The sequence below is a fragment of the Rhodococcus spelaei genome, from assembly GCF_006704125.1.
GTDB classification, from domain to species: domain Bacteria; phylum Actinomycetota; class Actinomycetes; order Mycobacteriales; family Mycobacteriaceae; genus Rhodococcus_G; species Rhodococcus_G spelaei.
Genome location: NZ_VIGH01000004.1, coordinates 411,920 through 438,917 on the forward strand (window position 1 = coordinate 411,920; position 26,998 = coordinate 438,917).

Annotated in this window: 26 protein-coding genes; 18 read left to right on the forward strand and 8 right to left on the reverse strand. The window is 70.5% G+C overall.

Annotation, left to right across the window (positions count from 1 at the left end; genetic code table 11):
- Positions 1 to 78: 78 nt before the first annotated feature.
- Positions 79 to 1,560 carry a MocR-like transcription factor YczR gene (gene yczR, locus FK531_RS11305; RefSeq protein ID WP_142099256.1) on the forward strand — a complete coding sequence of 494 codons (1,482 nt, stop codon included), beginning with the start codon at positions 79 to 81 and terminating at the stop codon, positions 1,558 to 1,560.
- A 72-nt stretch (positions 1,561 to 1,632) separates the two neighbouring features.
- On the opposite strand, the gene FK531_RS11310 is transcribed toward yczR, so the two are convergent.
- On the reverse strand, positions 1,633 to 2,742 hold the full coding sequence (locus tag FK531_RS11310) for a CaiB/BaiF CoA transferase family protein (RefSeq protein WP_181762912.1): 1,110 nt from the start codon (positions 2,740 to 2,742) through the stop codon (positions 1,633 to 1,635).
- Between the two features lie 110 nt (positions 2,743 to 2,852).
- On the opposite strand from FK531_RS11310, the gene FK531_RS11315 reads away from it, so the two are divergent.
- Entirely contained in the window at positions 2,853 to 3,239 is a 387-nt protein-coding gene (locus tag FK531_RS11315) for a VOC family protein (protein ID WP_142099260.1), read from the forward strand.
- Between the two features lie 11 nt (positions 3,240 to 3,250).
- Here FK531_RS11315 and FK531_RS11320 read toward each other — a convergent pair whose 3' ends face one another.
- From FK531_RS11320 to FK531_RS11330, 3 genes are all read right to left on the reverse strand, one after another.
- A complete protein-coding gene (locus FK531_RS11320) occupies positions 3,251 to 3,679 on the reverse strand; it encodes a hypothetical protein (RefSeq protein WP_142099262.1) in 429 nt (142 codons plus the stop codon).
- A gap of 106 nt (positions 3,680 to 3,785) precedes the next feature.
- Positions 3,786 to 4,523 (reverse strand): amidohydrolase family protein, encoded by a 738-nt coding sequence (locus FK531_RS11325; protein ID WP_142099264.1) that lies wholly within the window; start codon positions 4,521 to 4,523, stop codon positions 3,786 to 3,788.
- An 81-nt stretch (positions 4,524 to 4,604) separates the two neighbouring features.
- On the reverse strand, positions 4,605 to 5,972 hold the full coding sequence (locus FK531_RS11330; protein WP_142099267.1) for an FAD-dependent oxidoreductase: 1,368 nt from the start codon (positions 5,970 to 5,972) through the stop codon (positions 4,605 to 4,607).
- Between the two features lie 303 nt (positions 5,973 to 6,275).
- Between FK531_RS11330 and FK531_RS11335 the strand changes: the two genes are divergently transcribed.
- From FK531_RS11335 to FK531_RS11345, 3 genes are read left to right on the forward strand one after another with little or no spacing between them, the layout of a single operon-like run.
- Positions 6,276 to 7,160 (forward strand): ABC transporter permease, encoded by an 885-nt coding sequence (locus FK531_RS11335; protein ID WP_142099269.1) that lies wholly within the window; start codon positions 6,276 to 6,278, stop codon positions 7,158 to 7,160.
- A complete protein-coding gene (locus FK531_RS11340) occupies positions 7,157 to 8,203 on the forward strand; it encodes a taurine ABC transporter substrate-binding protein (protein WP_142099271.1) in 1,047 nt (348 codons plus the stop codon). Before FK531_RS11335 ends, FK531_RS11340 begins: the two co-directional genes overlap by 4 nt.
- A gap of 7 nt (positions 8,204 to 8,210) precedes the next feature.
- The gene (locus FK531_RS11345) at positions 8,211 to 9,014 is read left to right on the forward strand and encodes an ABC transporter ATP-binding protein (RefSeq protein ID WP_142099273.1); all 804 of its coding nucleotides are present in this window, start codon (positions 8,211 to 8,213) and stop codon (positions 9,012 to 9,014) included.
- A 1-nt stretch (position 9,015) separates the two neighbouring features.
- On the opposite strand, the gene FK531_RS11350 is transcribed toward FK531_RS11345, so the two are convergent.
- Entirely contained in the window at positions 9,016 to 9,723 is a 708-nt protein-coding gene (locus tag FK531_RS11350) for an SDR family NAD(P)-dependent oxidoreductase (protein ID WP_142099275.1), read from the reverse strand.
- Positions 9,724 to 9,825: 102 nt separating this feature from the next.
- Between FK531_RS11350 and FK531_RS11355 the strand changes: the two genes are divergently transcribed.
- The 7 genes from FK531_RS11355 to FK531_RS11385 all read left to right on the forward strand — a co-directional run bounded on the left by FK531_RS11355 (position 9,826) and on the right by FK531_RS11385 (position 16,570).
- On the forward strand, positions 9,826 to 10,656 hold the full coding sequence (locus FK531_RS11355; protein WP_142099277.1) for a helix-turn-helix transcriptional regulator: 831 nt from the start codon (positions 9,826 to 9,828) through the stop codon (positions 10,654 to 10,656).
- A gap of 102 nt (positions 10,657 to 10,758) precedes the next feature.
- The gene (locus FK531_RS11360) at positions 10,759 to 11,175 is read left to right on the forward strand and encodes a rhodanese-like domain-containing protein (protein WP_142099279.1); all 417 of its coding nucleotides are present in this window, start codon (positions 10,759 to 10,761) and stop codon (positions 11,173 to 11,175) included.
- The gene (locus FK531_RS11365) at positions 11,172 to 12,395 is read left to right on the forward strand and encodes an O-succinylhomoserine sulfhydrylase (RefSeq protein ID WP_181762913.1); all 1,224 of its coding nucleotides are present in this window, start codon (positions 11,172 to 11,174) and stop codon (positions 12,393 to 12,395) included. The genes FK531_RS11360 and FK531_RS11365 overlap by 4 nt, the downstream gene beginning before the upstream one ends.
- 89 nt (positions 12,396 to 12,484) lie before the next feature.
- Entirely contained in the window at positions 12,485 to 13,420 is a 936-nt protein-coding gene (locus FK531_RS11370; protein ID WP_142099281.1) for an ABC transporter substrate-binding protein, read from the forward strand.
- Positions 13,417 to 14,442, forward strand: a complete 1,026-nt coding sequence (locus FK531_RS11375; RefSeq protein ID WP_246098102.1) for a FecCD family ABC transporter permease — start codon at positions 13,417 to 13,419, stop codon at positions 14,440 to 14,442. Before FK531_RS11370 ends, FK531_RS11375 begins: the two co-directional genes overlap by 4 nt.
- On the forward strand, positions 14,439 to 15,227 hold the full coding sequence (locus tag FK531_RS11380; protein ID WP_142099283.1) for an ABC transporter ATP-binding protein: 789 nt from the start codon (positions 14,439 to 14,441) through the stop codon (positions 15,225 to 15,227). The genes FK531_RS11375 and FK531_RS11380 overlap by 4 nt, the downstream gene beginning before the upstream one ends.
- On the forward strand, positions 15,227 to 16,570 hold the full coding sequence (locus FK531_RS11385; RefSeq protein ID WP_142099285.1) for a bifunctional adenosylcobinamide kinase/adenosylcobinamide-phosphate guanylyltransferase: 1,344 nt from the start codon (positions 15,227 to 15,229) through the stop codon (positions 16,568 to 16,570). Before FK531_RS11380 ends, FK531_RS11385 begins: the two co-directional genes overlap by 1 nt.
- 115 nt (positions 16,571 to 16,685) lie before the next feature.
- Here FK531_RS11385 and FK531_RS11390 read toward each other — a convergent pair whose 3' ends face one another.
- From FK531_RS11390 to FK531_RS11400, 3 genes are all read right to left on the reverse strand, one after another.
- Positions 16,686 to 17,453, reverse strand: a complete 768-nt coding sequence (locus FK531_RS11390) for an HAD-IIA family hydrolase (protein ID WP_142099592.1) — start codon at positions 17,451 to 17,453, stop codon at positions 16,686 to 16,688.
- Positions 17,454 to 17,531: 78 nt separating this feature from the next.
- Complete coding sequence (locus tag FK531_RS11395) at positions 17,532 to 18,008, reverse strand: VOC family protein (protein WP_142099287.1); 477 nt, start codon at positions 18,006 to 18,008, stop codon at positions 17,532 to 17,534.
- 75 nt (positions 18,009 to 18,083) lie between these two features.
- A complete protein-coding gene (locus tag FK531_RS11400) occupies positions 18,084 to 18,611 on the reverse strand; it encodes an NlpC/P60 family protein (RefSeq protein ID WP_142099289.1) in 528 nt (175 codons plus the stop codon).
- 187 nt (positions 18,612 to 18,798) lie between these two features.
- Between FK531_RS11400 and FK531_RS11405 the strand changes: the two genes are divergently transcribed.
- The 6 genes from FK531_RS11405 to FK531_RS11430 all read left to right on the forward strand — a co-directional run bounded on the left by FK531_RS11405 (position 18,799) and on the right by FK531_RS11430 (position 26,998).
- A complete protein-coding gene (locus FK531_RS11405) occupies positions 18,799 to 19,143 on the forward strand; it encodes a YidH family protein (protein ID WP_142099291.1) in 345 nt (114 codons plus the stop codon).
- A gap of 104 nt (positions 19,144 to 19,247) precedes the next feature.
- Positions 19,248 to 20,255 carry a glucose-6-phosphate dehydrogenase (coenzyme-F420) gene (gene fgd, locus FK531_RS11410; RefSeq protein WP_142099293.1) on the forward strand — a complete coding sequence of 336 codons (1,008 nt, stop codon included), beginning with the start codon at positions 19,248 to 19,250 and terminating at the stop codon, positions 20,253 to 20,255.
- A 43-nt stretch (positions 20,256 to 20,298) separates the two neighbouring features.
- The gene (locus FK531_RS11415) at positions 20,299 to 20,901 is read left to right on the forward strand and encodes a suppressor of fused domain protein (protein ID WP_142099295.1); all 603 of its coding nucleotides are present in this window, start codon (positions 20,299 to 20,301) and stop codon (positions 20,899 to 20,901) included.
- A gap of 57 nt (positions 20,902 to 20,958) precedes the next feature.
- Positions 20,959 to 23,571 (forward strand): helix-turn-helix transcriptional regulator, encoded by a 2,613-nt coding sequence (locus FK531_RS11420; RefSeq protein WP_142099297.1) that lies wholly within the window; start codon positions 20,959 to 20,961, stop codon positions 23,569 to 23,571.
- A 140-nt stretch (positions 23,572 to 23,711) separates the two neighbouring features.
- Positions 23,712 to 25,811 (forward strand): phosphate acetyltransferase, encoded by a 2,100-nt coding sequence (gene pta, locus FK531_RS11425; protein ID WP_142099299.1) that lies wholly within the window; start codon positions 23,712 to 23,714, stop codon positions 25,809 to 25,811.
- Positions 25,808 to 26,998, forward strand: coding sequence for an acetate kinase (locus tag FK531_RS11430; protein ID WP_142099301.1), 1,191 nt, complete (start codon positions 25,808 to 25,810; stop codon positions 26,996 to 26,998). The genes pta and FK531_RS11430 overlap by 4 nt, the downstream gene beginning before the upstream one ends.

Genomic DNA, 26,998 nt, shown 5'->3' on the forward strand with positions numbered 1-26,998 from the left:
CATTGCAATAAATATCCAGTTGAAGGACACTGGCCTTCATGGCTGCGCGAGTGCTGAAACGATAAGAGTGCTGAATCAATGAGAGTGATAGGCGCGACGACCCTGGCCCGCGACCTCGGGAAGTGGCAGGACGACCAGCCCGCCGGGCGACGCCGGACCGCCGTGCCCGCCTACCGCGCGCTCGCGGACAGCGTCCGACTGCTGGTCCTCGACGGCCGGATCCCGCTCGGCGTCGCGCTCCCGAGCGAACGCGATCTCGCCGCGGTCCTCGAACTGAGCCGCACCACGATCACCTCCGCGTACGCGGTGCTGCGGGAGGAGGGATACCTGGTGAGCAGGCAGGGTTCGCGCAGCACCGTCGCCCTGCCGGAACTCGTCGCCGGCCGCGCCCCGGTGCCGCACCGGGACGGGTTCGGCGAACCTGCGGCGGGCCCGCCGATCGACCTGACCTGTGCCGCGATGGCGGCGCCCGCGCAGGAGGTGCAGGCCGCCTACGCGCGGGCACTCGAGGCGTTGCCCGCGTACCTCCCGGGGCACGGGCTCGAGCCCACCGGACTGCCGGTACTGCGCGAGGCGGTCGCCGAGCGGTACCGGCGCCGCGGGCTGCCGACCGAGCCGGAGCAGATCATGATCACCTCCGGTGCGCAGCACGCGCTGGTGCTGCTGCTCGACCTGCTCGCCGCGCCCGGCGAGCGGGTGCTGATCGACCACCCGACCTACACGAACGCGATCGAGGCGATCAAGAGGGCGGGGGCCCGCCCGGTGCCGGTACCGCTGCGACTGGCCGAACGGGACTGGGACCTCGACGGAATCCGTAGCAGCGCAAGGCAAACCGCTGCCAAGCTCGCGTACCTGGTGCCGGATTTCCACAACCCCACCGGATTCTGCCTCGACGAGGCGGGGCGGGCGCGACTGGTCGAGATCGCCCGCGAGACGTCGATGACGCTGATCATCGACGAGACGATGGCCGACCTGTCGCTCGACGTGCAGCCCCCGAGCCCGGTCGCCGCGTTCGCGCGCGGCGCGGGTCGGGCCGAGGTGATCAGCGTCGGGTCGGCGTCGAAGTCGTTCTGGTCGGGCCTGCGGATCGGGTGGATCCGCGCGGAGCCGTCGATGATCAGCGCCCTCGTCGCGGTGCGCTCCGCGCTCGACCTCGGCACCGCGGTACTCGAACAGTTGGCAGCGGTGTCGCTGATCGAGGCGGCCGACCGGGTGCTGCCGGCCCGACGGGAGCAGTTGCGCGGTCAGCGCGCGGCGCTGCTCGACGCGGTCGCGACCGAACTGCCGGACTGGCGGTGCACCCCGGGCAGCGGCGGTCTGGCGCTGTGGATGCAGTTGCCGACGCCGATGTCCACGGCGCTGGCCGCCACTGCTCCGTACCACGGGGTGGTCCTGGCGGCGGGTCCACGCTTCGGGCTCGAGGGCGCGTTCGAGCGGTACGTCCGGCTGCCCTACGCCCGCGGCGAGGACGATCTCCGGACCGCGGTGACGGGTATCGCGGCGGCGTATCGCGCACTGTCCGGTGGCGCCGAGTTGTCCCGCCCGGCCCTGGTGATCTGAGGCGGGGTCTGCCGCTGTGGTGCGGTCAGGAGTCCAGGGACTCCGGAACCGCACCACAGCGGCGGAGCTGCCTTACTGCCAGACGGTGGCGGCGTCGACCGCGGCGATCGGCGGCGGCGTCGGGATGCCGGTCTCGGTCCGCGAGAACCGCGGCGCCGGCCGGTGCTGGGTGACCTTGTCCAGTTCGACCAGCGAGCCGCGTGCGGCGATGTGCGCGTTGTCGGGAGCCTCGGCGAAGGTCAGCACCGGCGTGGTGCAGGCGTCCGTGCCGTCGAAGATCGCCGCCCACTCGTCGCGGGTCTTGGACAGGAACTTCTCGGTGAACACCTTGCGCAGCTCCGGCCAGGCGTTCTTGTCGTGCTGTCCGGGCAACTCCGCCGGGTCCAGCTCGAGGCCCTTCAGCAGCTCCGCGTAGAACTGTGGCTCGATCGCGCCGACGGCCATGTACCTGCCGTCGGACGTCTCGTACGTGTCGTAATACGGGGCGCCGGTGTCGAGCATGTTGACGCCACGCTCGTCCGACCACATGCCCTGACCGCGGAAGCTCCAGATCATGTGCGAGAGCGCCAGGGTGCCGTCGACCATCGCCGCGTCGATCACCTGCCCCTTGCCGGAGGTCTGCCTCTCGACGAGTGCGGCGAGGATGCCGAAGACCAGGAACATCGAGCCGCCACCGAAGTCGCCGACCATGTTCAGCGGCGGCACCGGACGCTCTCCGTTGCGGCCGATCGCGTGCAGCACACCGGTCAGCGAGATGTAGTTGATGTCGTGGCCGGCGGCCTGCGCGAGCGGACCTTCCTGACCCCACCCGGTCATCCGGCCGTAGACGAGCTTCGGGTTGCGCTCGAGCGCGACGTCCGGGCCGAGACCCATCCGCTCGGTGACACCGGGTCGGAAGCCCTCGATCAGCACGTCGGCCCGCTCGAGCAGTCCGAGCACCAGTTCGATGTCGGCCGGATCCTTGAGGTTCGCCTCGACGATGCGGCGGCCGCGCTGCGTCTGGTCGTGGCGCTGGTCGGCGCCCGGGATCATCCCGGCGCGCTGCACGCGGATGACGTCCGCACCGAGGTCGGCCAGCAGCAGTGCGGCATGCGGACCCGGTCCGATTCCGGCCAGTTCGACCACGCGGACACCCGCGAGCGGACCCTTCCTAACGTCTTCTGCGGACACGGTTCTCCTCATTTCGAGCATGGGCGGAACGTTGACTTGACAGACGTTAACCCTTCGTAGGGTCGGGATGTGCTGCGGGTCACGTGTTGCCTGGCGCGCGTGGGCCGAGCACAGTGGAGTCCATGACGTTCCCCGGTCGTCTCGTGGCATTCGTGGCCAGCACGGACCTGGACGTGTCGTCGATGTTCTACGTCGACACGCTCGGGCTGCGGGTCACCTCGCGCACCCCGTTCGCACTGGTGGTGGACGGAGGCGGCGGGACCTCCCTTCGGATCACGCTCGTGCAGACCAAGGGCGACACCGGCTACACGGTGCTCGGCTGGGAGGTCGACGACCTGGATGCTGCGGTCGAGGACCTGCGCGCCAAGGGAGTCGAGTTCACCAGTTATCAGGGAATGGACCAGGACGAGCACGACGCCTGGACCGCCCCGGACGGCACCCGTATCGCCTGGTTCCGCGACCCACACGGCAACGTCCTGTCCCTTCACCAGGAACCGGCGGCGCGGTAGCCCTCCCGGCGTCAGGCCGGCAGTTGACCGTGCACGAAACCGGCGAGTAGCACCGCGAATCCGCCCATCTCGCCGACGATGAGCAGCACCATCGACAGGTGCAGCGGGATCCCGGCGTGCGCGAACTGGTTGTCGGTGTCGCGGGTGGCGCCGTGCAGGATGTAGCTGCCGATCGCGGCGACGAAGAAGAACACCACCACGGCGGCGGCGGTCAGGTTCACCCAGGTCGGCCAGTCGCTCAGTTCCACGAACACTGCGATCAGTGCGGTGGCGAAGGCGTACATCAGTGCGGCCCGGTGCGCGATGTCGACGTACGGGTGCGCGAGGTGGTTCTCGCTGACCGCCATCTGCCGGTACTTCCACACGCCCAGGCCCAGCGCGAGCAGGAAGATCAGCCCGGCGGCGAGCAGGGTGAGGGTGGTGTCGATCCCGAGGTCCATGCGGACATCATCGCCTGCGGCGACTGTGCGCGAGGCGGGAGTGGAGCCTGCGGAACGACCCGGATGGCCAGCACCCCAGTCGGGGTGAACGGCGCGCACGGGCGCGTCAGCGCAATCGGTACCAGGCGCGGGCGTTGCCGCCGAGCACGGCCTCGAGGTCGTCGCCGACGGCCTCGGTGATCACGTCCAGGTCGGCGGCCTCGAAGGCGCGGCGGGCGCGGGTGCCCGGCAGGTCGGTGCCGAACATCAGCGCCGCCGGGTTGACCCGGTGGATGCGTCGCAGCGCGTCGCCGACGTCGTCGATGGTCGCGCGGCCGAAGCCGGTGGCCTTCACCTTCACCCCGCGGTCGACCAGGTTCAGCAGGTACGGCAGGCCGCGGGTCGACATGCCGAGATGATCAACGCTCACGAGCGGCAGCTTCTTGAACACCGGTTCCAGGGACAGCAGCAGGGAGGCGTCCACGTAGAACTCGGCGTGCCAGCCGGCAAGTTCCCACGCCCGCAGGGCCTGCGTGGTCAGGACCTTGACGTCGGTGGCGCTGCGCCGCAGGTTGAACCGCAGTGCCCGGACGCCCGCCCGGTCCAGCGCGAGGATGTCCTCGTCGGTGGCGTCCTCGGGGAGTTGGGTCACCCCCACCCAACCGGGGCCGAGTTCCTCGAGCGCGGCAACCAGGTAGTCCTGGTTGGTGCCCTGGTACGACGCGGTGACCACGGCGCCGCCGTCCACGCCGAACCCGTCGACCCGCGCGCGGTAGTCGGCGATGGTGAACGGGTCCGGCAGGTAGCCGTCGTTCTCGACCAGCGCGAACCGCGGATCGATGATGTGTACGTGGGCGTCAAACACCGCTCAAGAATGCCTTGTCCGAGAACGAGATGCGGCGCCCGCCCCGTTCACCGGGCCGGACGCCGTCTCACTGGTTGATTGCTACTTCTTCGAGGCGCGGAGCATGTCCTCGCGCTCGACGACCTTGATGCGCTCGCGGCCCTCGGGCTCGCCGAGTGAACGCTCATGGGCGTCGAGGCGGTACCAGCCGTCCCAGGTGGTGAAGGGGACCTGCTTGCCCTCGAGGAACTTCACGACGGCGTCCTCATCGGGCTCGGCGGCGCCGGCGAGGTTCACCGAGTCCTCGAGCAGGCAGGCGACCGTCTCGTTGGCGTCGCCCTTGGTGTGGCCGATGAGGCCGACCGGGCCACGCTTGATCCAGCCGGTGACGTAGGTGCCCGACAGGTGCTCGCCGTCGTCGCCGATGACCCGGCCCGCCTCGTTGGGGATGGTGCCGGCCTGCTCGTCGAACGGCAGCTGCGCGATGTTCTGCGAGAGGTAACCGACGGCGCGGTAGACCGCCGTGACGTCCCAGTCGTTGAACTTCCCGGTACCCCTGACGTTGCCGGTGCCGTCGAGCTCGGTGCGCTCGGTGCGCAGGCCGACGACCTTGCCGTCCTCGCCGAGAACCTCGGTGGGGGACTCGAAGAAGTGCAGGAACAGCTTGTGCGGGCGGTTGCCGACGTCGCGGATCGCCCAGTCCTGCAGCGTGTTCGCGACCATGTCGACCTGCTTGGAGTTACGGCGCGCGGCCTCGGAGCCCTCGTCGTAGTCGATGTCCTCGGGGTCGACGATGACCTCGATGGTCGGGGAGTGGTCGAGCTCGCGCAGTTCGAGGGGGGTGAACTTGGCCTGCGCGGGGCCGCGCCGGCCGAAGACGTGGACCTCGACGGCCTTGTTGTTCTTGAGCCCCTCGTACACGTTCGCGGGAATCTCGGTGGGCAGCAGCTCGTCCCCGGTCTTGGCGAGCACGCGTGCGATGTCGAGCGCGACGTTCCCGACGCCGAGGACGGCGACCTTCTCGGCCTCGAGCGGCCAGGTGCGCGGGACGTCGGGATGGCCGTCGTACCAGGAGACGAAGTCGGCGGCGCCGTAGCTGCCGTCGAGGTCGATGCCCGGGATGTCCAGCGCGCGGTCGGCGTTGGCGCCGGTGGAGAAGATCACCGCGTCGTAGAAGCGGCGCAGGTCGTCGAGGGTGATGTCGGTGCCGTAGTCGATGTTGCCGAGCAGCCGGACCTGGTCCTTGTCGAGGACCTTGTGCAGGGCGGTGATGATGCCCTTGATGCGCGGGTGGTCGGGGGCGACGCCGTAGCGGATCAGGCCGAAGGGCGCCGGCATGCGTTCGTACAGGTCGATGGACACGCCGCGGCCCGATGCGGTGTCGGACTTCATGAGGGCATCGGCGGCGTAGATGCCGGCGGGGCCGGCGCCGACGATGGCAACGCGGAGCGGACGATTCTGGTCAGTCATCTCGAACGAACTACCTCTTCGACTAGCGGACGGACGGTTCGGTGCTGGTAACCAGCCATTACCGGCGAGCCTTCAGCTTAAACTGAGCCGTACCTAACAGGTGTGTGCAGCCCTGTCGCCGGGCCCTCGTCTGTCGATCTTCCGCCACCGCGGCCGACTCCGCTAGGGCACCCCGACTTGAGGGGGCACAAGCAATGATTGTGGCAAGCAGGATGGCCGAGGGCGATCGCCGCCGCAACCCTTACTCGCGGCCCTGAGTAAAACCCTTCACCGCGTGGCGCGCGGCGCGTACCAATGCTCCTCATGTCCGAGACGCTCGCCCGCCGCGCCCCGGCCGCCCCGACGCGTCCGCGGGCGGCACGGTCCGCGCTCGCCCCCGCACCGGGTTCCCGCGGGCGCTGGCTCCGCCGCGCGGGCCGGGCCGTATTGCCCCTGCTGTCGGTCCTGGTCTTCCTCGGACTCTGGCAACTCGCCGCGGCCAGTGGGCTCTGGAACGAGATCTTCGTGCCCTACCCGGCGACCGTCTGGCGTGCGGCGGTCGACGCCTCCACCACCCATGACGGGGTTCGCGGCTACCAGGGCTACCTGTTGTGGGAGCACCTCTACATGACCCTGCGCCGGGTCGCGGCCGGCGTGGTGATCGGCGTCGCGGTCGGCGTCGCACTGGGTCTGGCGATGGGCACCGTCGGCTGGCTGCGTCGCATCCTCGAACCCTGGCTGACGTTCCTGCGGGCGTTGCCGCCGCTGGCCTACTTCTTCCTGCTGGTGATCTGGCTCGGCATCGACGAGGCCCCGAAGATCGCCCTGCTCGCGCTCGCCGCGCTGCCGCCCGCCGCCGTCGCCACGACCGCGGCGGTGCTCGCGGCCCCGGTCGGCCTGATCGAGGCCGCACGCGCCCTCGGTGCCAGCCGGGCTCAGGTCATCCGCGACGTGGTGGTGCCCGCAGCACTGCCGGAGACGTTCACCGGCGTGCGGCTCGCGGTCGGCATCGCCTACTCGTCGGTGGTCGCCACGGAACTGTTCAACGGCCTGCCCGGAGTCGGCGGCATGGTCAAGGACGCCTCGAACTACAACAACACGCCGGTCGTGCTGGTGGGCATCTTCGCCATCGGACTGTCCGGGCTCGTCATCGACGCCCTGCTGCGTGTCGCCGAACGGCGCGCGGTGCCCTGGAGAGGAAAAGTATGAGTAACCCCGTCAGTCGTGTTCGCCGGGTGCTGGCAGTGGCCGTCGCCGGAGCGGTCGTCGCCCTGGGCGTCACGTCCTGCTCGGTCGACTCGTCGGCGAGCAACGACAAACCCACCATTCGCGTTGCGTACCAAACCTTTCCGAGTGGCGACCTGGTGGTCAAGAACAGTCACTGGCTCGAGGACGCGCTGCCCGACTACAACGTCAAGTGGACGAAGTTCGACTCCGGCGCGGACGTCAACACGGCGTTCGTCGCGGGCGAGGTCGACTTCGGCGCGATCGGGTCCAGCCCGGTGGCCCGCGGACTGTCGGCGCCGCTGAACATCCCGTACAAGGTCGCATTCGTGCTCGACGTGGCCGGCGACAACGAGGCACTCGTCGCCCGCAACGGCACCGGCATCGAGTCCGTCGCCGACCTGCGCGGCAAGAAGATCGGCACCGCGTTCGCGTCCACGGCGCACTACAGCCTGCTCGCCGCCCTGAACCAGGCGGGTCTGTCCGCCTCCGACGTACAGCTGGTGGACCTGCAGCCGCAGGCCTCCCTCGCGGCGTGGCAGCGCGGCGACGTCGACGCCGTCTACACCTGGCTGCCGACCCTCGACGAGCTTCGCAAGAACGGCAAGACCCTGATCGCGAGCCGTGAGCTGGCCACCGCCGGCAAGCCCACCCTCGACCTCGGCGTGGTGTCCGGGGCCTTCGCCGACGCGCACCCCGACGTGGTCGACGCGTGGCGCACGGCGCAGGCCCGCGCCCTGACCACCATCGCGAACGACCCGGCCGCGGCGGCCAAGGCGGTCGCCGCGGAGATCGGGACCACCGAGCAGGACGCGGCCGCGCAGCTGAAGCAGGGCGTCTTCCTCGCGCCCGCCGCGCTGTCCTCTCCGGAGTGGCTCGGCACCGAGGGCGCGCCCGGCAACCTGGCGAACAACCTGCACAGCGCCGCGCAGTTCCTCGCCGAGCAGAAGCAGATCGGCGCCGCACCGGACCTGTCCGTCTTCCAGAAGGCGCTGTACGTGAAGGGGTTGCCCGGTGCCGTCCAGTAATGCATCCGTGAGTCCTTCTGGCCCCCTTGCGGACCAGAAGGACTCACGGGCGGCGGAGCCGCACATCCGGCTCGACGCGGTCACCCACGCCTACGGCGACGTCACCGCGGTCGGACCGCTCTCGCTCGACGTGCCTGCCGGCGAGTTCCTGGTGCTGGTCGGGGCGTCCGGCTGCGGCAAGAGCACGCTGCTGAGGCTGATCGCCGGCTTCGAACGGCCCACGGCCGGCGAGATCCGCGTCGGGGGCGCCTCCCCGGAACCGGGGGTGAGCTCGGGAGTGGTGTTCCAGCAGCCGCGCCTGTTCCCGTGGAAGAGCGTCGGCGGCAATGTCGACCTGGCGCTCGAGTACGCCGGCGTGCCGCGGTCGGCTCGGCCCTCGCGGCGGGAGGAACTCCTCGAGAGGGTCGGCCTGGAGGGCATGTCGGACAGGCGGATCTGGGAGATCTCCGGCGGTCAGCAGCAGCGGGTCGCGATCGCGCGGGCGCTCGCCGCCGAGACCTCACTGCTGCTGCTCGACGAGCCGTTCGCGGCGCTGGACGCGTTGACCCGCGAGCGGCTGCAGGAGGACCTGCGTGCGGTCAGCACGCAGTCCAGCAGGACCAGCGTCTTCGTCACACACAGCGCGGACGAGGCCGTGTTCCTCGGGTCGCGGATCGTGGTGCTCAGCCGCAGTCCCGGCCGGATCGCGCTGGATCTGACGGTGGACCTGCCCCGCTCGGGGGTCGACGCGGACGAGCTACGGGGGTCGCCTCGCTTCGCCGCGCTCCGCGCTCGAGTCGGGCACGCGGTCAAGGAGGCCGCCGCCGCGTGAGCTACCAGGGGAGGGTCCCTTCGGCGCTGAAGTAGCCCCCGGTGGGACCGTCGGGAGCTACCTGGGCCATCCGCACGATGATCTCGGCGCCCTGCTCGACGGTCTGGGTGCCGGTGTTCCCGTTCAGGTCGGTCTTGGTGAAGCCGGGCTCCAGCGCGTTGATCCGCATGTTCGGGAACGCCTTCGAGTACTGCACGGTGATCATGTTGACCGCCGTCTTCGACGCCGGGTAGGCGACGCCCGGGTAGCCGTACGCCGGGGTGCCTGGGGTGGCGGCCCCGGTCAGGGAGGCCAGGCCGCTGCTGACGTTGACCACGACCGGTGCTGCCGAGCGCTGCAGCAGCGGCAGGAACGCGTGGAGGACGCGCACCGGTCCGAAGACATTGGTTTCGAACATCTTTCGCATCACCTCGGCGGTCAGGTCGGCGGCGCCGATGATGGTGTTGTCCGGCCCGCGCAGTTCGATGCCCGCGTTGTTGACCAGTACGTCCAGTCCGCCGTCGGCCTCGACTGTCGCCGCCGCGGCTGCCACCGAGGCGTCGTCGGTGACGTCCAACCGGACTGCCCGCGCACCCAGGCGTGCGGCGGCGGCCAGCCCGCGTTCGGTGTCCCGGCTGGCGATGTACACGGTGTGTCCCGCGTCGACGAGTCGGCGGGCGGTCTCGAAGCCCAGCCCCTTGTTCGCTCCGGTGATCAGTGTGGTGGTCATACCTCCACTCTGGGTGGGGAAGACGAGCTCAGCCAGCAGTCCCGTCTTCCTGGGACTGCCAGTACCAGCATGCTTCGGTGCCGGGCGGTGCACAGTGGAGCGATGACGACCACGGAGTTCGGCCGCACGTTGCGGCGGTGGCGCGACAGGGTCTCCCCCGAGGCGGCCGGGGTGTCCGTCGGCGGCCACCGGCGGGCGGCGGGGCTGCGCCGCGAGGAACTCGCGCTGCTGGCGGGAATTTCGGTCGACTACGTCACCCGCCTCGAACAGGGCCGCGCGGCCAACCCCTCGGAGCAGGTGGTCGAGTCCCTGGGCCGGGCACTGCGCCTGTCCGCGGCCGAGCGTGTGCACCTGTTCCACGTCGCCGGGCTGGTGCCGCCGGGTCGGGGAACCGTGCCGGCCTTCATCACTCCGAGCGTCCAGCGGATGCTGGACCGGTTGGCGGGGACGCCCGTCGCGGTCGCCGACGCGACGTGGACGCTGCTTCTGGCCAACCCGCTCTACACGGCTCTGATGGGGCAGGTCCACGGCAACGAGCGCAATGCGGTGTGGCGCAACTTTCTCGGTTCGGGCAGTCGTGTCCGGCACACTCCCGAGTCGCGGCACGCACTCGAGACCGCACAGGTGGCCGCGTTGCGCTCGGCGGCGGTCCGGTACCCGGCGGACCAACGACTGCGGAGGCTGATCGCCGAGTTACGGGCCGGGAGCACTCGATTCGCCGACCTCTGGGAGACGGGCGCTGTCGCAGGTCCCGAGATTGCGCCCAAGACGATCGATCACCCACTGGTGGGACCGCTGACACTGGACTGTGACGTGTTCAGCGTGGAGGGCAGCGACCTGCGCATCCTGGTGTACACGGCAGAACCGGACACCGAGGACGCCGAGCGGCTCGCGCTCCTCGGCGTTCTCGGTACCCAGGCGCTGGCCGAGTGAACATCCCCGGGGTCCGGCCGGGAGGCGGCATGCGCGACCCCGAACCGGACGGGGGAGGCTGCCGACCCGGGGGCCGCGGCGAGGTTGTGAAAAACTGTCCCCATGAGCTACGCAGGCGACATCACTCCCGAGCAGGCATGGGACCTGCTGCGTGAGCATCCCGAGGCGGTCCTCGTGGACTGCCGCACCGACGCGGAGTGGCGGTTCGTGGGGGTCCCGGACACCTCCGAACTGGGCCGGAGCCCCGTGCTGATCGAGTGGGTCAGCGTCAGCGGCGCCCGTAACGACAACTTCGTGGACCAGCTCAAGGAAGCGGGCATCACCGGCGGGGAGGCACGCGAGGTCGTGTTCCTGTGCCGCTCCGGCCAGCGTTCCATCGGCGCCGCGGAGGCGGCGACCGCGGCCGGCATCGGCCCGTCCTACAACGTTCTCGACGGCTTCGAGGGTGGCATCGACGCGGACGGTCATCGCGGCGTGGTCGGCTGGCGCGCGGTCGGACTTCCCTGGAGGCAGCAGTGAGTGGCATTCCCCAAGGCGGCGCGTTTCGCAAGGAGCTCCCGGCGGACGTCGGACTCGGCACCCTCGGGGTGCGCGGCGGCGTGATGCGCACCGGGTTCGAGGAGACCTCGGAGGCGCTGTTCCTCAACTCCGGCTTCGTCTACGAGTCCGCGGGCGCGGCCGAGCAGGCGTTCACCGGCGAGGTCGACCACTTCGTCTACTCCCGGTACGGCAACCCGACCGTGAAGATGTTCGAGGAGCGGCTGCGACTGATCGAGGGCGCCGAGGCCTGCTTCGGCACCTCCAGCGGCATGTCCGCGGTGTTCACCGCTCTCGGTGCGCTGCTCGGCGCGGGCGACCGCCTGGTCGCCGCCCGCAGCCTTTTCGGGTCCTGCTTCGTGGTGTGCAACGAGATCCTGCCGCGCTGGGGCGTGGAGACCGTGTTCGTCGACGGCGAGGACCTCGAGCAGTGGGAGGAGGCGCTGTCCGTGCCGACCACCGCCGTGTTCTTCGAGACCCCGTCCAACCCGATGCAGGCCCTCGTCGACGTGCGCCGGGTCTCCGAGATGGCGCACGCGGCGGGCGCACAGGTGGTGCTGGACAACGTCTTCGCCACTCCGCTGCTGCAGCGCAGCCTCGACCTCGGCGCCGACATCGTGGTCTACTCCGGCACCAAGCACATCGACGGGCAGGGCCGCGTGCTCGGCGGCGCGATCCTCGGTCCGAAGGAGTACATCGATGGCCCGGTGCAGAACCTGATGCGACACACCGGCCCCGCGCTGAGCCCGTTCAACGCGTGGACGCTGCTCAAGGGGCTCGAGACGATGCCGGTGCGGGTGCGGCACTCGGTGAACTCCGCGCTCCAGATCGCGCGGTTCCTCGAACAGAACAAGGCCGTGCGCTGGGTCAAGTACCCGTACCTCGAGTCGCATCCCCAGTACGAGCTGGCGAAGACGCAGATGAGCGGCGGCGGCACCGTCGTGACCTTCGAACTCGACGCACCGGAGGGCGAGGCCAAGAAGCGTGCGTTCGAGGTGCTCGACGCGCTGCGCGTGGTGGACATCTCGAACAACCTCGGCGACTCCAAGTCGTTGATCACCCATCCGGCCACCACCACCCACCGCGCGATGGGGCCGGAGGGTCGGGCGGCGGTCGGCATCACCGACGGGGTGGTGCGCCTGTCGGTCGGCCTCGAGGACGTCGAGGACCTGCTCGCCGACCTGGACAACGCGCTGCGCTAGCGGCGAGTCGGATGACGAGATCGGCTGTGTCGACAGGCTTTCCGCGCAGCGCGCGCCATCGCGGACCTCGGTTTGCCGGGGTGGCGGCGATGCTCGGCGCGGCCGTGCTCGCGTTCACGGCGGGGTGCGCGGGCGAATCGCAGGATTCGTCCGCACCCTCGACCGGTGACGGCACCTTCCTGGTGACGGTGCAGTCGGGGCCGGCCGACTCGACCGGCACCGTGACCGTCGGCGCACGCCCGACGAAGATCGTCTCCCTCAGCCCCACCGCGACCGAGACGCTGTGGGCGGTCGGCGCGGGCGATCAGGTGGTCGCCGTCGACGACAAGTCCGACTACCCGGCGGGCGTCCCCACCACCGACCTGTCGGGCTACGCGCCGAACGTCGAGGCGATCATCGGCAAGGCACCGGACCTGGTGATCGCGGCCGACGACCCCGGTGGCCTGGTGTCCGGGTTGAAGGCGGCCGGGGTGCCCACCCTGCTGCTGCCCGCGGCGGCGAACCTCGACGAGGCGTACGGGCAGATCGAGCGCGTCGGGTCGGCCACCGGACACGGGTCGGAAGCGACCACCCTGACCGCGTCGATGCGCACCCAGATCGCCGCGGCGGTGGCGTCGGTGCCGCCGCAGCCGAAGGCGCGCACCTACTTCCACGAACTCGACGACACGCTCTACACGGTCACCGACAAGACCTTCCTCGGCGAGATCTACGGGCTGTTCGGGTTGCGGAGCATCGCCGCCGGCGGCGGGTCGGGTGGCGACTACCCGCAGCTGTCGGCGGAGTACGTCGTCTCGGCCGACCCGGACCTGATCTTCCTCGCCGACGGCCAGTGCTGCGGCGTCACGCCCGACACGGTCGCCGCGCGTCCCGGCTGGTCGGGCCTGGCCGCGGTGCGCGACAAGCAGATTCACGTGCTCGACGCGGACCTCGCCAGCCGTTGGGGGCCGCGCGTGGTCGACCTCGTGCGCGGCATCGCCGCCGCCGCGCAGACCGTCCCCGCCGCGCAGCCGACCCCGGCCGGGTGAGCACGACCCGGCGCACGGCGACGGTGATCGGTGGCGCCGTGGTCGTGCTCGTGGCGGCGCTGCTGATCGGTGCCGTCACCGGGCCGGCCGGGCTGACCGTGCGTGGGGTGATCGTGGACCTGCTGGACGCGATCCCCGGTGTGCACCTCGACTCGGGGCTGTCCGCGCAGCAGCACGCGATCCTGTGGCAGATCCGGCTACCGCGGGTGGTGCTCGGCGCGCTGGTCGGGGCCACCCTGGCCATCGCCGGCGCCGCGTACCAGGGCGTGTTCCGCAACCCGCTCGCCGATCCCTTCCTGCTGGGTGTCTCGAGCGGAGCCGGTCTCGGTGCCACCGCGGCGATCGTCTCCGGTGCGGCACTGGGCACCTTCGGGGTACCGGTGGCGGCGTTCGCCGGCGGGGTCCTCGCGGTCGCCGCCACGTACACCCTGGGCCGGGGCGTCGGCGGCGCCCGCAGCGAGGTCGTGATCATTCTCGCCGGGGTGGCGGTGGCGGCGTTCGCCAATGCGGCGCAGACCTTCCTGCAGCAGAGCCACGACGAGACCCTGCGGCAGGTGTACAGCTGGCTGCTGGGCCGTTTGAGCACCGACGGCTGGACGCAGGTGCTGGTGGTGCTGCCGTACGTGGTGGTGTCCGCGGCGGTGATCGGCCTGCACCGGCGGGTGCTGGACGTGATGGCGGTCGGCGACGTGGAGGCGGCGAGCCTGGGCGTGCACCCGGCCCGGGTACGGCTGACGCTGGTGGCCGCCGCGACCCTCGGCACCGCGGCGGTGGTCAGCGTCAGCGGGCTGATCGGGTTCGTCGGAATCGTGGTGCCGCACGCGGTCCGGTTGGTCGTCGGGCCCGGTCACCGGCTGCTGCTGCCGCTGTCGCTGATCCTCGGCGCCGCGTTCCTGGTGCTGGCCGACGTGGTCGCGCGGACCGCGATGTCGCCGGCCGAGCTGCCGATCGGGGTGGTGACGGCCGCGATCGGCGCGCCGTTCTTCCTGCTGATCCTGCGCCGCGGGCGGCAGGCGTCGTGATCGAGTGCGCGGGACTACGGGTCGAGCGCGGCGGAGTGACCGTGCTCGGCGGCGTGGATCTGGTTGTCCGGCAGGGCGAGTGGGTCGCCGTGGTCGGGCCGAACGGGGCGGGCAAGACCACGCTGCTGCACGCGCTCGCCGGGCTGGTGCCGTCCACCGGGACGGTGACCGTCGCCGGGAACGATCCCGGCCGGGCCGCCCGGCGTGCGATGTCGCGGGCGGTCGCGCTGATGCCGCAGCGTCCCGTGGTGCCCGAGGGGGTGAGCGTGGCCGAACTCGTGGCGCTCGGCCGCACGCCGCACGTGCCCCGGTTCGGCACCGAGACGGGTCGGGACCGGGAGGTGGTCGAGGCCGTGATCGAGCGGCTCGACCTGTCCGGGCTGGCGCGCCGGCCGGCCACCGAACTGTCCGGCGGCGAACTGCAGCGCGTGGTGCTCGCTCGCGCGCTCGCGCAGCAACCTCGGGTACTGCTGCTGGACGAGCCGACCAGCGCCCTCGACATCGGCCACCAGCAGCAGGTGCTGGACCTCGTGCAGGGCATGCGAACCGCGGACGGCATCACGGTGGTGGCGGCGATGCACGACCTCACCCTCGCCGGCCAGTACGGCCGGCGCATCGTCATGCTCGACGGCGGCCGCGTTGTCGCGGACGGGACCCCGCGAGAAGTGTTGCGGGCGGACCGGATCAACGAGGTGTACGGCGCCAGGGTCGAGGTCCTGGACCGTCCGGGCGGGCCGGTGGTGCTGCCGGTCGGGCCGGACGACGCTGCGGCGGGGGAGGCGTGATGGAGGTCGTGCTGCTGGGCACCGGCGCGGCCGACGGCTGGCCGAACCCGTTCTGCGGGTGCGCCTCCTGCCGGACCGTGTTGCGGCGCGGCGAGAATCGCGCCCAGACCGCGGCACTGGTCGACGACGTGCTGCTGCTCGACTGCGGGCCGGAGGTGCCGCGCGCTGCCGTCGCGGCGGGTCGGTCACTGGCCGGGGTCCGGCACCTGCTGCTCACCCATGCGCACCCGGACCATGTCGGACCGCTGGCGCTGCTGATACGGTCGTGGGCGGGGTGCGGGGAGACTCTCGATGTCGTGGGCCCGGCGGAGGCACTGGACCTGTGCCGGGACTGGGTCGGGCCCGACGATCCGGTCCGCTGGGTACCGGTGACGTCGGGCGACGAGGTGCGGGTCGGCGATTACGACGTGCGGGTGCTGCCCGCCGCGCACCGGGTGATGCGCGACGGCGATTCGGTGCTGTACGAGGTCGCGGGCCGGGAAGGTCGGAAGCTGTTGTGGGCCACCGACACCGGACCCCTTCCTGCGTCGGTACTGGACCTGGTGCGTGGCGCCCGTTACGACGCGGTGTTCCTGGAGGAGACGTTCGGCGACCTCGCGGACCACGACGCCGACCATTTGGACCTGCGCACCTTCCCGCGGGCGTTGGCCGCGCTGCGCGAAGCCGGGGCGGTGGTCGATCGAACCGACGTGATTGCAGTCCACCTCGGCCACCACAATCCGCCCGACCTGCCGGACAGGTTGCGGCCGTGGGGAGTTCGCGTCGTTCCCGACGGAGCCGTGGTGGTGCTCGGGCAGGCGCCGGCGCGCGAGGAGTGTCCGCGTCGGACCCTGGTGCTCGGCGGTGCGCGGGCAGGAAAGTCCACCCACGCGCAGCGCCTGCTCGTCGACCGCGACGACGTCACCTACCTCGCGACCGGCGCTGCTGTCGACGGCGACGCGGAGTGGGCGGCGCGGATTGCGGAGCACCGGGCGTCGCGGCCGGCGTCGTGGCGGACCGTCGAGACAGACGACGTCGCCGCGGCGTTGCGTGTGGCGACGGTGCCGGTCCTCGTCGACTGCCTCGGCACCTGGCTGACCCGGCGCATCGACGCCCGCGGTGCCTGGTCCGACGAATCATGCTGGGTGACAGTGCAGTCCGATGTCGAGGACTTGCTCGGGGCGTGGCGGGCCGCGACGGTGCCGGTCGTCGCGGTCAGCAACGAGGTGGGCAGTGGGGTGGTCCCGGCGACCGCGTCCGGTCGCCGGTTCCGCGACTTGCTTGGCCGCCTCAACGCCGCCGTCGCCGCCGAGTCCGAGTCGGTGGTGCTGGTGGTCGCCGGCCGCCCCGTCCCCCTGCGGTAGGGAGCTCCGAGAATCTGGATGCCAATTGCCGAGTCTGTACAAATCGCTGAATCTGTACAGATTCAGCGATTTGTACCTTTTGGAATCTGTCCCGGAATCGGTTTCCGCGCGGCCGTCAGGCAGCGGCGAACGGGTCGTGGGTCCGCCCCACGAGATCGGCCACCGAGTTCAGCACCAGCGTCGGCCGGTAGGGGAACATCTCGACCGACTGGCGCGTGGAGATCCCGGTGAGCACGAGGATGGTCTGCAGGCCGGCCTCCAGCCCGGAGACGATGTCGGTGTCCATCCGGTCGCCGATCATCAGGGTGTTCGCCGAGTGCGCGCCGATGGCCCGCAGCGCCGAGCGCATCATCAACGGGTTCGGCTTGCCCACGTAGTACGGCTCGCGGCCGGTGGCGCGGGTGATGAGCGCGGCGACGGACCCCGTCGCGGGCAGCGAGCCGTCGCGCGACGGACCTGTGGCGTCCGGGTTGGTGGCGATGAACCGGGCGCCGCGCTCGACCAGCCGGATCGCGGTGGTGATCGCCTCGAACGAGTAGGTGCGGGTCTCGCCGAGCACCACGTAGTCCGGGTCTTTGTCGGTGAGGACGTAGCCGATGTCGTGCAACGCGGTGGTCAGGCCGGATTCGCCGACGACGTACGCGCTGCCCTCGGGGCGCTGGTTACCCAGGAAGGTCGCGGTCGCCAGGGCGGAGGTCCAGATCGACTTCTCGGGGATGTCGAGGCCGGTCTGGACCAGGCGTGCGCGCAGGTCGCGTGGAGTGCGGATCGAGTTGTTCGTCAGCACGACGAACGGCGTGCCCGACTGCTGGAGTTCGGCCAGGAACTTGTCGGCGCCGGGGATCAGCTGGTCCTCGTGGACGAGCACGCCGTCCATGTCCATCAGGTAGGTCCAACCGGTGGTCATCGCGTCGGTGGTCACCTGACAATTGTGCGCGCCGGCCGGCCCGCCCGCTGACCGCTACTCGCCGTCGTACGCCTTCTGCAGGACGCCGATGTCGATCTTGCGCATCTGCATCATCGCGGCGACGGCGCGTTGCGCGCCCGCCGGGTCGGGGCCGCCCAGGACCGAAGGAAGCGCCGACGGCACGATCTGCCACGACATTCCGAACTTGTCCTTGAGCCAGCCGCACTGCGATTCCTGCCCTCCGTCGGCGGTGAGCGCCTCCCAGTACTCGTCGACCTCGGCCTGGTCCGCGCAGTCGACCTGGAACGAGACGGCCTCGGTGAACGCGAACTCCGGCCCGCCGTTGAGCGCGGTGAAATTCTGCCCGTCGAGCGTGAACGCGACGGTCATCGCGGTGCCGGCGGGCTTGGGCATGCCCTCGCCGTACCGGCTGATCTCACCGATGGACGAGTTCTTGAAGATGGACGTGTAGAACGTCGCGGCCTCCTCGGCCTGCGTGTCGAACCACAAACAGGGCGTGATCTTCTGCATGACGTGTCGGTCCTCTCGGGTGGGGTGTCCTCACACGTACAGACCAGCCTGGCGGTCCGAACTAATCGCGTCCACTCAGAAACGGCGGATCTGGTTGATCGGCGGTAGTTCCGACAGTGGCGTCAACCCGATCGGCACCCCGGCGCCGTACGCGTTGAACACCTGACCGAAGCCGGCGTAGATGCCGACGTGATCGTTCTCGGGACGGAACGTGACGATGTCGCCCGGCGCCATCGCCGCGAACGGGATCGGGGTCCCGGCCCAGGCCTGGTCCTGGCTGACTCGCGGCAGCCTGATCCCGGCCTGTCGGAACGCCCACTGCGTGAGGCCGGAGCAGTCCCAGGCGTTCGGCCCGGTGCCACCCCACAGGTAGGGCTTGCCGGTCTGGGTGGTGGCCGCCGAGAGGGCGATCAGCCCGGCCGGGCTCGAGATCGGCAGGGGGATCACGGAGCTGCCGCCCGCACTCCCCGAGCTGCTGCCCTCGCTCCCGACGGCCATCGCGGGCGCCGCGGGCAGGGCGAGGGCGCACACGGTCAGCGCGCCCGCGACGAAGGCCCTTCGGAGGTGACTGCTTCTGATGCCGTTCGCGTTCGAGGTAGCCATGCGCGGTGTCCTTGTCGGTCGGCGTCTGGGATGAGAGCACTGCACCTGTTGGATCACGAATCGACTACATAGTGTTACAGATCACACGTCATTGTGACGCGATCTGTCCGTTTTGCCGCGAAACGATTACGCGCGCCTCGGAACCGCGTGCCCGCCGAAATTCGACCGCGGGTGTGAGGATGTAACCGTGACTGACCTCGAGCGGCCCGACGAGCGGTTCACCCTCGCGAGCGAGCGCACTTTTCTCGCCTGGCTGCGCACCTCACTCGGTTTCCTGGCGGGCGGGATCGCCATGGTGCACCTGGTCCCGGAGTTCGGCACGTCATGGGTCCGCACCCTGCTGGGCACGGTGATGATCCTGCTGGCCGTGGCCGCGCCGCTCGTCGGACTGCGGCGGTGGGTGCAGGTGCGGCACGCCCTCGAACGGGGCGAACCGATGCCCGTGGAGCGCGAGTTGTGGGTGTTCGCGGTGGTGGTCGCGGTGGTCGCCGGGTTTGCCGCGGTGGTCACTGTGATCGGCGCAGTGCACTGACCGGGACCCGGCGAACGCACTGACTCGCGGTGTGGCTAGGTTCGCGAGAACGGCGGTCTCGAAACGACTGTCACGAATCGGGTATCACTCCACGAGGAGGAACGGTGGCTCTCAAGCTCGGGTACAAGGCGTCCGCGGAGCAGTTCGGTCCGCGCGAGCTGGTGGAACTGGCGGTACTGGCCGAGGCGCACGGGATGGATTCGGCGACGGTGTCGGACCACTTCCAGCCCTGGCGCCACAACGGCGGCCACGCACCGTTCTCGCTGGCGTGGATGACCGCGGTCGGGGAACGGACGAACACCCTGCAGCTCGGCACCTCGGTGCTCACCCCGACGTACCGCTACAACCCGGCGGTGATCGCGCAGGCTTTCGCCACCATGGGCTGCCTGTACCCCGGGCGGATCATGCTCGGCGTCGGCACTGGTGAGGCGCTCAACGAGATCGCGACCGGATACACCGGTGCGTGGCCGGAGTTCAAGGAGCGGTTCGCCCGGTTGCGCGAGTCGGTCCGGCTGATGCGCGAGCTGTGGACCGGCGAGCGGGTCGACTTCGACGGCGAGTACTACAAGACGGTCGGCGCGTCGATCTACGACGTGCCCGAGGGCGGCATTCCGGTGTACATCGCCGCGGGCGGTCCCGTGGTGGCCCGCTACGCCGGGCGGGCGGGCGACGGTTTCATCTGCACCTCCGGGAAGGGGATGGAGCTCTACACCGAGAAGCTGATGCCCGCGGTGGCGGAGGGCGCGGAGAAGGCCGAGCGCGACGTCGCCGGCATCGACAAGATGATCGAGATCAAGATCTCGTACGACACCGATCCCGCACTGGCGCTGGAGAACACCCGGTTCTGGGCGCCGCTGTCGTTGACCCCGGAGCAGAAGCACTCGATCGAGGACCCGATCGAGATGGAGGCAGCCGCGGACGCGTTGCCGATCGAGCAGGTCGCGAAGCGCTGGATCGTCGCCTCCGATCCGGACGAGGCGGTCGAGCAGGTCAAGCAGTACGTCGACGCAGGCTTGAACCACCTGGTTTTCCACGCGCCGGGGCACGACCAGCGTCGATTCCTGGAGCTGTTCGAGCGGGACCTCGCCCCGCGACTGCGCAAGCTGGGGTAGTCCGGCCCGGGCGGGGCCCACAGCACGACATAGGCTTCGTGGCATGGATGCCAGCGACTCGATCAGGGAAGCAGCTCGCCGGATCGGCGACGTGTTCGGCGGGCTGCCCCAGGTGCTGAGGTTCCGGGCGGCAGTCGACGAGGACACCGACGGACAGGCGCCGGACGAGGTGTCGGTGGCCGTCGGCGACAACTGCCCGGGGCCCGGTTTCGCCTCGTACGCGACGCTCGACCTGTCCCGTTACCCCACCAATGTCGCCACCGCCGACGGCAGGCCGATCCGCACCGAGCTGGTGACGGTCGGGCGCGCCGACTACCGGACGATGGCCGACGTGCTCGCGAAATGCGCCTTCGCGGTGGCGTCCGGCTCGTTCCACGTCACGCCGAACACCATCGTTCCCAACGCGGTCCGAGAGGCGGACCCGGATCGGGCGATGAAGCACGTGCTGCTCGTGGTGCCGTTCATCTGGCCGGACCTCGAGATCCTGGTCGACACCGAGGACGCGGTGAGCACCTGGCTGCAGGCCGTCCCGATCAGCGACAGCGAGCTCCAGTACGCCTCGGCGCACGGCACCGAGCAGCTGTTCGCGCGGCTCGAGTCGGCGGGGGCCGACGTCTCCGACATCGATCGCGCGTCGGTGGCCTGAGCGGCCGAACCTGGCGAAACGCTGAATTTCGCATGTGGCGGGCATAGGCTTTCAGTCATGAATCGGCCGTGGCCGCTGATTCAGCGGCAGCTCGAATTCGAAACCCTGAAGTCCGCCTTGACCTCCGACACCGGTGCGTGCGGGGTCGTTCTGACCGGTGACGCCGGAGTCGGCAAGACCACCCTGGCCCGGGTCGCCACCCAGTCGTTACCCGGCGACGTGCGCTGGGTCGCCGGAACCGAGTCCGCCCGCAGTATCCCGCTCGGGGTGTTCGCCCACCTGGTCGGCTCGTCCACCTCACGCGACCCGGTGGCCTTCCTCTCGGCGGCACGCGAGGCCCTGCTCGGCGCGGGCGGTCCCGTGGTGATCGGCGTCGACGACGCGCATCTGCTCGACCAGCTGTCGGCGACCTTCCTGCACCAACTGGCGATCGACCGGGCCGCGCACATCGTCGCGACCGTCCGCAGCGGCGAGTCCACGCCGGACGCCGTCACGTCGCTGTGGAAGGACGGGCACCTGATGCGGCTCGAGTTGTCGCCGTTCACCCGCGACCAGAGCGTCACACTGATCGAGTCGGTGCTCGGGGGGCCGCTCGAGGGGCTGAGTGCGAAGCTGATGTGGGAGGCCTCAGGCGGCAATGCGTTGTTCCTGCATCACCTCGTGGAGGGTGCGCTCGAGGCCGGAACGCTGCGCGAGCGGCGCGGCGTGTGGCAGCTGCGCGGTCGGGCGGCCATCACCCCCGAGCTCGCGTCACTGCTCGAGGACCGCATCGAGCACCTGCCCGCGGACGTGATGCGGGTGCTCGAACTGCTCACGTTCTGCGAGCCGCTGGCCCTCGACACCCTCAGCGACCTGGCCGGGGAGGAGGCGGTCGAGGACGCGGAGCAGCGCGGGCTGATCCAGATCGTCGAGGACGGACCGAAGGCCGAGGTCCGGTACAACCACCCGATGTTCAGTGAGGTGGTCCGCAGGCGGGTCGGCCGCGCCGCGGCGCGGCGGTTGCGCGGCAACCTGGTCGAGGCCCTCCGGACCCATCCGATCACCGGGCCCGGCGATCGGATCAGGCTCGCCGAGCTGGCCCTCGACAGCGACCAGACCCCCGACGTCGACCTGCTCGTGACGGCCGCGAAGGACGCGATCGCGTTCGCGAACGTCCCCCTCGGCGAACGGCTGGCCAAGGCCGCGGTGGACCGGGACGGGGGTTTCCGGGCGGCCAACCTGCTGGCCCGGTCACAGTTGTGGCAGGGACATGCCGCCGACGCGGAGGCGGCCCTGAATCGCTTCGACCCCGACACCCTCGACGAGAGTCAACTGGTGCGCTGGGGCGTGACCCGGATCGCGAACCTCTTCTGGTCGGCCGGTGACGCGGAGACCGCGGAGGCGGTCCTCGAGGAGGTTCGGCAGCGGGTGCAGAATCCGGCGGCAGTCGCGGTGGTCCGCGGCATCGGCGCCACCTGTGCGGTGGCCGAGAACCGTCTGAGTGAAGGTCTGGCCGAGGCGGAAGCCGTTCTTGCCGAACCGAACCCGACGCCCTGGTCGGAAGAGATGGGGACCTTCGCGGCCTCGATGGCCCTCGCAGTGGTGGGACGTGGATCCGAGGTCGCCGCACTGACGGCCCGGGCCGACGCGGCGATGACCAAGGTGGACGGGTTGACCCGCTACCCGGCCGCGATTGGGCCGATCCTGGCGCTGACGCTGACCGGGCAGTTCGACGCCGCCGCCCGCCGCGCCCAGACGTACCTCGACCACGCGGCCACCACCGGGCAGTACCTCGGATGGGGGCAGGCCAACATCCTGTACGCCATCGTCGATGTGGCCCGTGGCCGGTTCGCCGAAACGGTGCGGCGGCTCGAGCAGGCGATGGCCGCGTTGACGGTCGGGGACACCGGATCGGCCATCGGCTGGGTATTTCCCGCCTATCCCATTCTGGCGCAGGCATATTCGGTGCTGGGGCGCACCGCCGACGCGAAGTCCGTCGTCGCGGCGGCTGAAGGGCGCTACGGCCGCCATGTCGCGGTGTTCGGGCCGATGTTCGAGATCGGCAAGGCCTGGGAGGCGGCCGGGCAGGGCGAGACATCCCGGGCGATCGCTACGGCCTGCGGAGCTGCCGACGCAGCCCGCGAATCGGGTCAGTTCGCGATCGAGGCGCTCGCCCTGCATCTTGCGACGAGGCTCGGAGACGCGTCCACGGCGCCGAGACTCGCGGAGCTCGCAGAGCGCTGCGACGGACCGATGGTGCGGCTCGCCGCCGCACAAGCCGCCGCGTTCGCTGACGGCGACGGAAGCGAATTGGCCAGGATTGCACGGGAATTCGAGGAAATCGGCGCACTTCTCGACGCCGCGGACGCCTCGGCGCAATCCGCAGTCGCGTACTCGACGGCCGATCGCCGACGGGAGGCGCTCGATGCCGCCGCGACCGCGAACGCCCTGGCGGAGCGCTGCGATCACGCCTCGACCCCGGCGGTGCTAGAGGCCGCCCGCCCGCTGCCCCTCACCAGCCGGGAACGGGAGGTGGCCTCGATGGTCGCGGTCGGGCTGTCGAACAGGGAGATCGCGGACCGGCTGGTGGTGTCCGTTCGGACCGTCGAGGGTCACATCTACCGGGCCTGCACGAAGCTCGACGTGGCGGACCGCGGCGAACTCGCCGAGTCGCTGCGAGACCGGCACTGACGGGTCGGCGGGGCTGCCCACCCCCCGAAAGAGGGTGAAATCGCTCCGCCCGCCGCTGACCCGCGACCGCCTGTCGCAGCCGAGTGTCGGTTGCCGCACCGCCGGCCACCCACTGGGCAGCCGCCACTAGGCTGTCACCCATGGCATCCGCAGAGTCGGCAGTCTCGAGCATCTTCATCGCCTCGCCCGAGGGCGACACCGGAAAGTCGACGATCGCGCTGGGTGTGCTGCAGATGCTGAGCGGGTCCGCGGCCCGGGTGGGGGTGTTCCGGCCGATCGCCCGGTCCACCGACGAACCCGACTACATCCTGGAACTGCTGGTCGACCACACCACCGCGGACCTGACCTACGAGCAGTGCCTCGGCGTCAGCTACGAGCAGGTGCACGCCGACCCGGAGCTGGCCCTCAGTGAGATCGTGTCGCGCTACCACGCGGTTGCCGAGCAGTGCGACGCCGTGGTGATCGTCGGCAGCGACTACACCGACGTCGCCAGCCCCAGCGAGCTCGGGTACAACGCCCGCATCGCGGTGAACCTCGACGCGCCGGTGCTGTTGGCGCTGCGCGGGGCCGGGCGCACTCCCGAGGAGATCATCCAGCTCGGTCAGATCTGCGCCGCCGAACTGCGGGTACATCACGCGCACCTCGTTGCCGTGGTCGCGAACCGATGCGACCCAACCGAACTCGATGCGGTCACCGCCGCGCTGGCACCGCTCGGGGTGCCGGCCTGGAGCCTGCCGGAGATCCCGCTGCTGGTGGCGCCGACGATGGCCGAACTGCAGGCCGCCGTCGGCGGCGAGCTCTACAGCGGAGATGCCGAGCTGCTCCAGCGCGAGGCCCTGCGGGTGATGGTGGGTGGCATGACCGCCGAGCACATCCTCGAGCGGCTCACCGAAGGCCAGGTGGTGATCGTCCCGGCCGACCGCTCCGAGGTGCTGCTCGCGCTGGTCAACGCCCATGAGGCGGAAGGCTTTCCGTCGCTCGCGGGCATCATCATGAACGGTGGCCTCACCCCGCACCCGGCGGTGGCGAAGCTGATGGCGGGCCTGCGACCGAGACTGCCGATCCTCACCACCGACCTCGGTACCTACGACACGGCCTCCGCCGCCTACCGGGCGCGCGGTCGCGTCGCGGTCGGGTCGCAGCGCAAGGTCGACACCGCGCTGAGTCTGATGGAGCAGCGCGTCAATGCCACCGACCTGCTGGCCCGACTCGACGTGGCCCGGCCGGAAGTCGTCACCCCGCAGATGTTCGAGTACCAGTTGCTCGAGCGCGCCCGCGCCGACCGCAGGCACATCGTGCTGCCCGAGGGCGGCGACGACCGGATCCTGCGGGCGGCCGGACGGCTGTTGCAGCGCAGGGTCGCCGATCTGACGATCCTCGGCGAGGAGGGCCCGGTGCGCCGGCGCGCCGCCGAACTCGGTGTCGACCTGGCGTCGGCCCGGGTGCTGGACCCGACCGACTGCGAGTACACCGAGGACTTCGCGCGGGAGTACGCCCGGTTGCGCGCCCACAAGGGCACGACGCTCGAGAGGGCCCGCGAGGTGATGGCCGACATCTCGTACTTCGGCACGATGATGGTGCAACTGGGGGTGGCGGACGGGATGGTCTCCGGCGCAGCGCACACCACCGCGCACACGATTCGGCCGTCCTTCGAGATCATCAAGACCGAGCCGGGGGTGTCGACGGTCTCGAGCATCTTCCTGATGTGTCTCGCCGACCGGGTGCTCGCGTACGGCGACTGCGCGGTGGTGCCCGACCCGACCGCCGAACAGCTCGCCGACATCGCGATCTCCTCGGCGTCCACGTCGGCGCAATTCGGCATCGACCCGCGGGTCGCGATGCTGTCCTACTCGACCGGTGACTCGGGCTCCGGCGCGGACGTGGACAAGGTGCGGGCCGCGACGGCGCTGGTCCGGGAGCGGCGGCCGGACCTGTTGGTGGAGGGGCCGATTCAGTACGACGCGGCGATCGAGCCGAGCGTCGCCACGACGAAACTGCCGGACTCGCAGGTGGCGGGCCGCGCGACGGTCTTCGTCTTCCCGGACCTGAACACCGGCAACAACACCTACAAGGCGGTCCAGCGCAGCGCGGGCGCGGTCGCGGTCGGTCCGGTGCTGCAGGGACTGCGCAAGCCGGTCAACGACCTCTCCCGCGGCGCACTGGTCCAGGACATCGTCAACACCGTCGCCATCACCGCCATCCAGGCACAAGCCGTTGCGGCACAGGAGGTCACGTCGTGAAGGGTTCCGTGCTGGTCGTCAACTCGGGGTCGTCGTCGATCAAGTACCAGCTCGTCGACCCGGAGAGCGGGGAGGCGCTGGCATCGGGGTTGATCGAGCGGATCGGCGAGCCCGACGGCGTCGTCACCCACCGCCACGGCGGCGTCGACCGAGAGCACCGCGGTCCGATCGCGGACCACGGCGTGGGACTGCAACTGGCGTTCGCGATGTTCGCCGAGGCCGGTATCGAGTTGGCATCCGCCGGTATCGCGGCGGTCGGGCACCGGGTGGTGCACGGCGGGGAGGTCTTTTACCGGCCCACGGAGATCACCGCGGAGGTGCTCGCCGAAATCGCGCGACTGTCCTCCCTTGCACCGCTGCACAATCCGGCCAACGTGACCGGCATCGAGTCCGCGATGGCTGCGCTGCCCGACGTCCCGCACGTCGCGGTCTTCGACACCGCGTTCTTCCACACCCTGCCGGAGTCGGCGCGGACGTACGCGATCGATTCGCGGATCGCCCGCGAGTTCGGCGTGCGCCGGTACGGCTTCCACGGCACCTCCCACGAGTACGTGTCCGGTCGGGTCGCCGACGTGCTCGGCCGCGACCTCGCGTCGCTGCACCAGATCGTGCTGCACCTGGGCAACGGTGCGTCTGCCTCGGCCATCGCGGGTGGCAAGGCCATGGACACCTCGATGGGCTTGACCCCGCTCGAGGGCCTGGTGATGGGAACCCGCAGCGGGGACATCGATCCCGGCATCGTGATGCACCTGCGGCGCAGCGCCGGACTGGAGGTCGACGACATCGACGACCTGCTCAACCGTCGGTCCGGGCTCAAGGGACTGAGCGGTGTCAACGACTTCCGGGAACTGCGCGCGCTGATCGAGGCGGGCGACGAGGCCGCCTCGCTGGCCTACCGGGTGTACGTGCACCGCCTGCGCAAGTACATCGGCGCCTACATGGTGACCCTCGGCCGGCTGGACGCGATCACCTTCACGGCCGGGGTGGGGGAGAACGCGGCGGAGGTGCGCGCCGACGCACTCGCCGGGCTCGAGGGGTTCGGCATCGAGGTCGATGCCGAGCGCAACGCCGCGCGCGGCCGGGAGGCCCGGGTGATCTCCACCGACGCCTCGACCGTAGCGGTCCTCGTCGTCCCCACGAACGAGGAACTTGCGATCGCGCGGGCGGCACGGGAATTCGAGAGGTAG

Excerpts from the sequence above, each read along its gene's own strand:
- pta (WP_142099299.1), top strand. The coding sequence starts at position 23,712 with ATGGCATCCGCAGAGTCGGCAGTCTCGAGCATCTTCATCGCCTCGCCC.
- FK531_RS11315 (WP_142099260.1), top strand. The coding sequence starts at position 2,853 with ATGACGTTCCCCGGTCGTCTCGTGGCATTCGTGGCCAGCACGGACCTG.
- FK531_RS11395 (WP_142099287.1), bottom strand. The coding sequence starts at position 18,008 with ATGCAGAAGATCACGCCCTGTTTGTGGTTCGACACGCAGGCCGAGGAG.
- FK531_RS11340 (WP_142099271.1), top strand. The coding sequence starts at position 7,157 with ATGAGTAACCCCGTCAGTCGTGTTCGCCGGGTGCTGGCAGTGGCCGTC.
- FK531_RS11420 (WP_142099297.1), top strand. The coding sequence starts at position 20,959 with ATGAATCGGCCGTGGCCGCTGATTCAGCGGCAGCTCGAATTCGAAACC.
- FK531_RS11310 (WP_181762912.1), bottom strand. The coding sequence starts at position 2,742 with ATGAGGAGAACCGTGTCCGCAGAAGACGTTAGGAAGGGTCCGCTCGCG.
- FK531_RS11385 (WP_142099285.1), top strand. The coding sequence starts at position 15,227 with ATGGAGGTCGTGCTGCTGGGCACCGGCGCGGCCGACGGCTGGCCGAAC.
- FK531_RS11330 (WP_142099267.1), bottom strand. The coding sequence starts at position 5,972 with ATGACTGACCAGAATCGTCCGCTCCGCGTTGCCATCGTCGGCGCCGGC.
- FK531_RS11390 (WP_142099592.1), bottom strand. The coding sequence starts at position 17,453 with ATGGACATGGACGGCGTGCTCGTCCACGAGGACCAGCTGATCCCCGGC.
- yczR (WP_142099256.1), top strand. The coding sequence starts at position 79 with ATGAGAGTGATAGGCGCGACGACCCTGGCCCGCGACCTCGGGAAGTGG.
- FK531_RS11360 (WP_142099279.1), top strand. The coding sequence starts at position 10,759 with ATGAGCTACGCAGGCGACATCACTCCCGAGCAGGCATGGGACCTGCTG.
- FK531_RS11350 (WP_142099275.1), bottom strand. The coding sequence starts at position 9,723 with ATGACCACCACACTGATCACCGGAGCGAACAAGGGGCTGGGCTTCGAG.
- FK531_RS11320 (WP_142099262.1), bottom strand. The coding sequence starts at position 3,679 with ATGGACCTCGGGATCGACACCACCCTCACCCTGCTCGCCGCCGGGCTG.
- FK531_RS11335 (WP_142099269.1), top strand. The coding sequence starts at position 6,276 with ATGTCCGAGACGCTCGCCCGCCGCGCCCCGGCCGCCCCGACGCGTCCG.
- FK531_RS11370 (WP_142099281.1), top strand. The coding sequence starts at position 12,485 with ATGCTCGGCGCGGCCGTGCTCGCGTTCACGGCGGGGTGCGCGGGCGAA.
- FK531_RS11355 (WP_142099277.1), top strand. The coding sequence starts at position 9,826 with ATGACGACCACGGAGTTCGGCCGCACGTTGCGGCGGTGGCGCGACAGG.
- FK531_RS11415 (WP_142099295.1), top strand. The coding sequence starts at position 20,299 with ATGGATGCCAGCGACTCGATCAGGGAAGCAGCTCGCCGGATCGGCGAC.
- FK531_RS11400 (WP_142099289.1), bottom strand. The coding sequence starts at position 18,611 with ATGGCTACCTCGAACGCGAACGGCATCAGAAGCAGTCACCTCCGAAGG.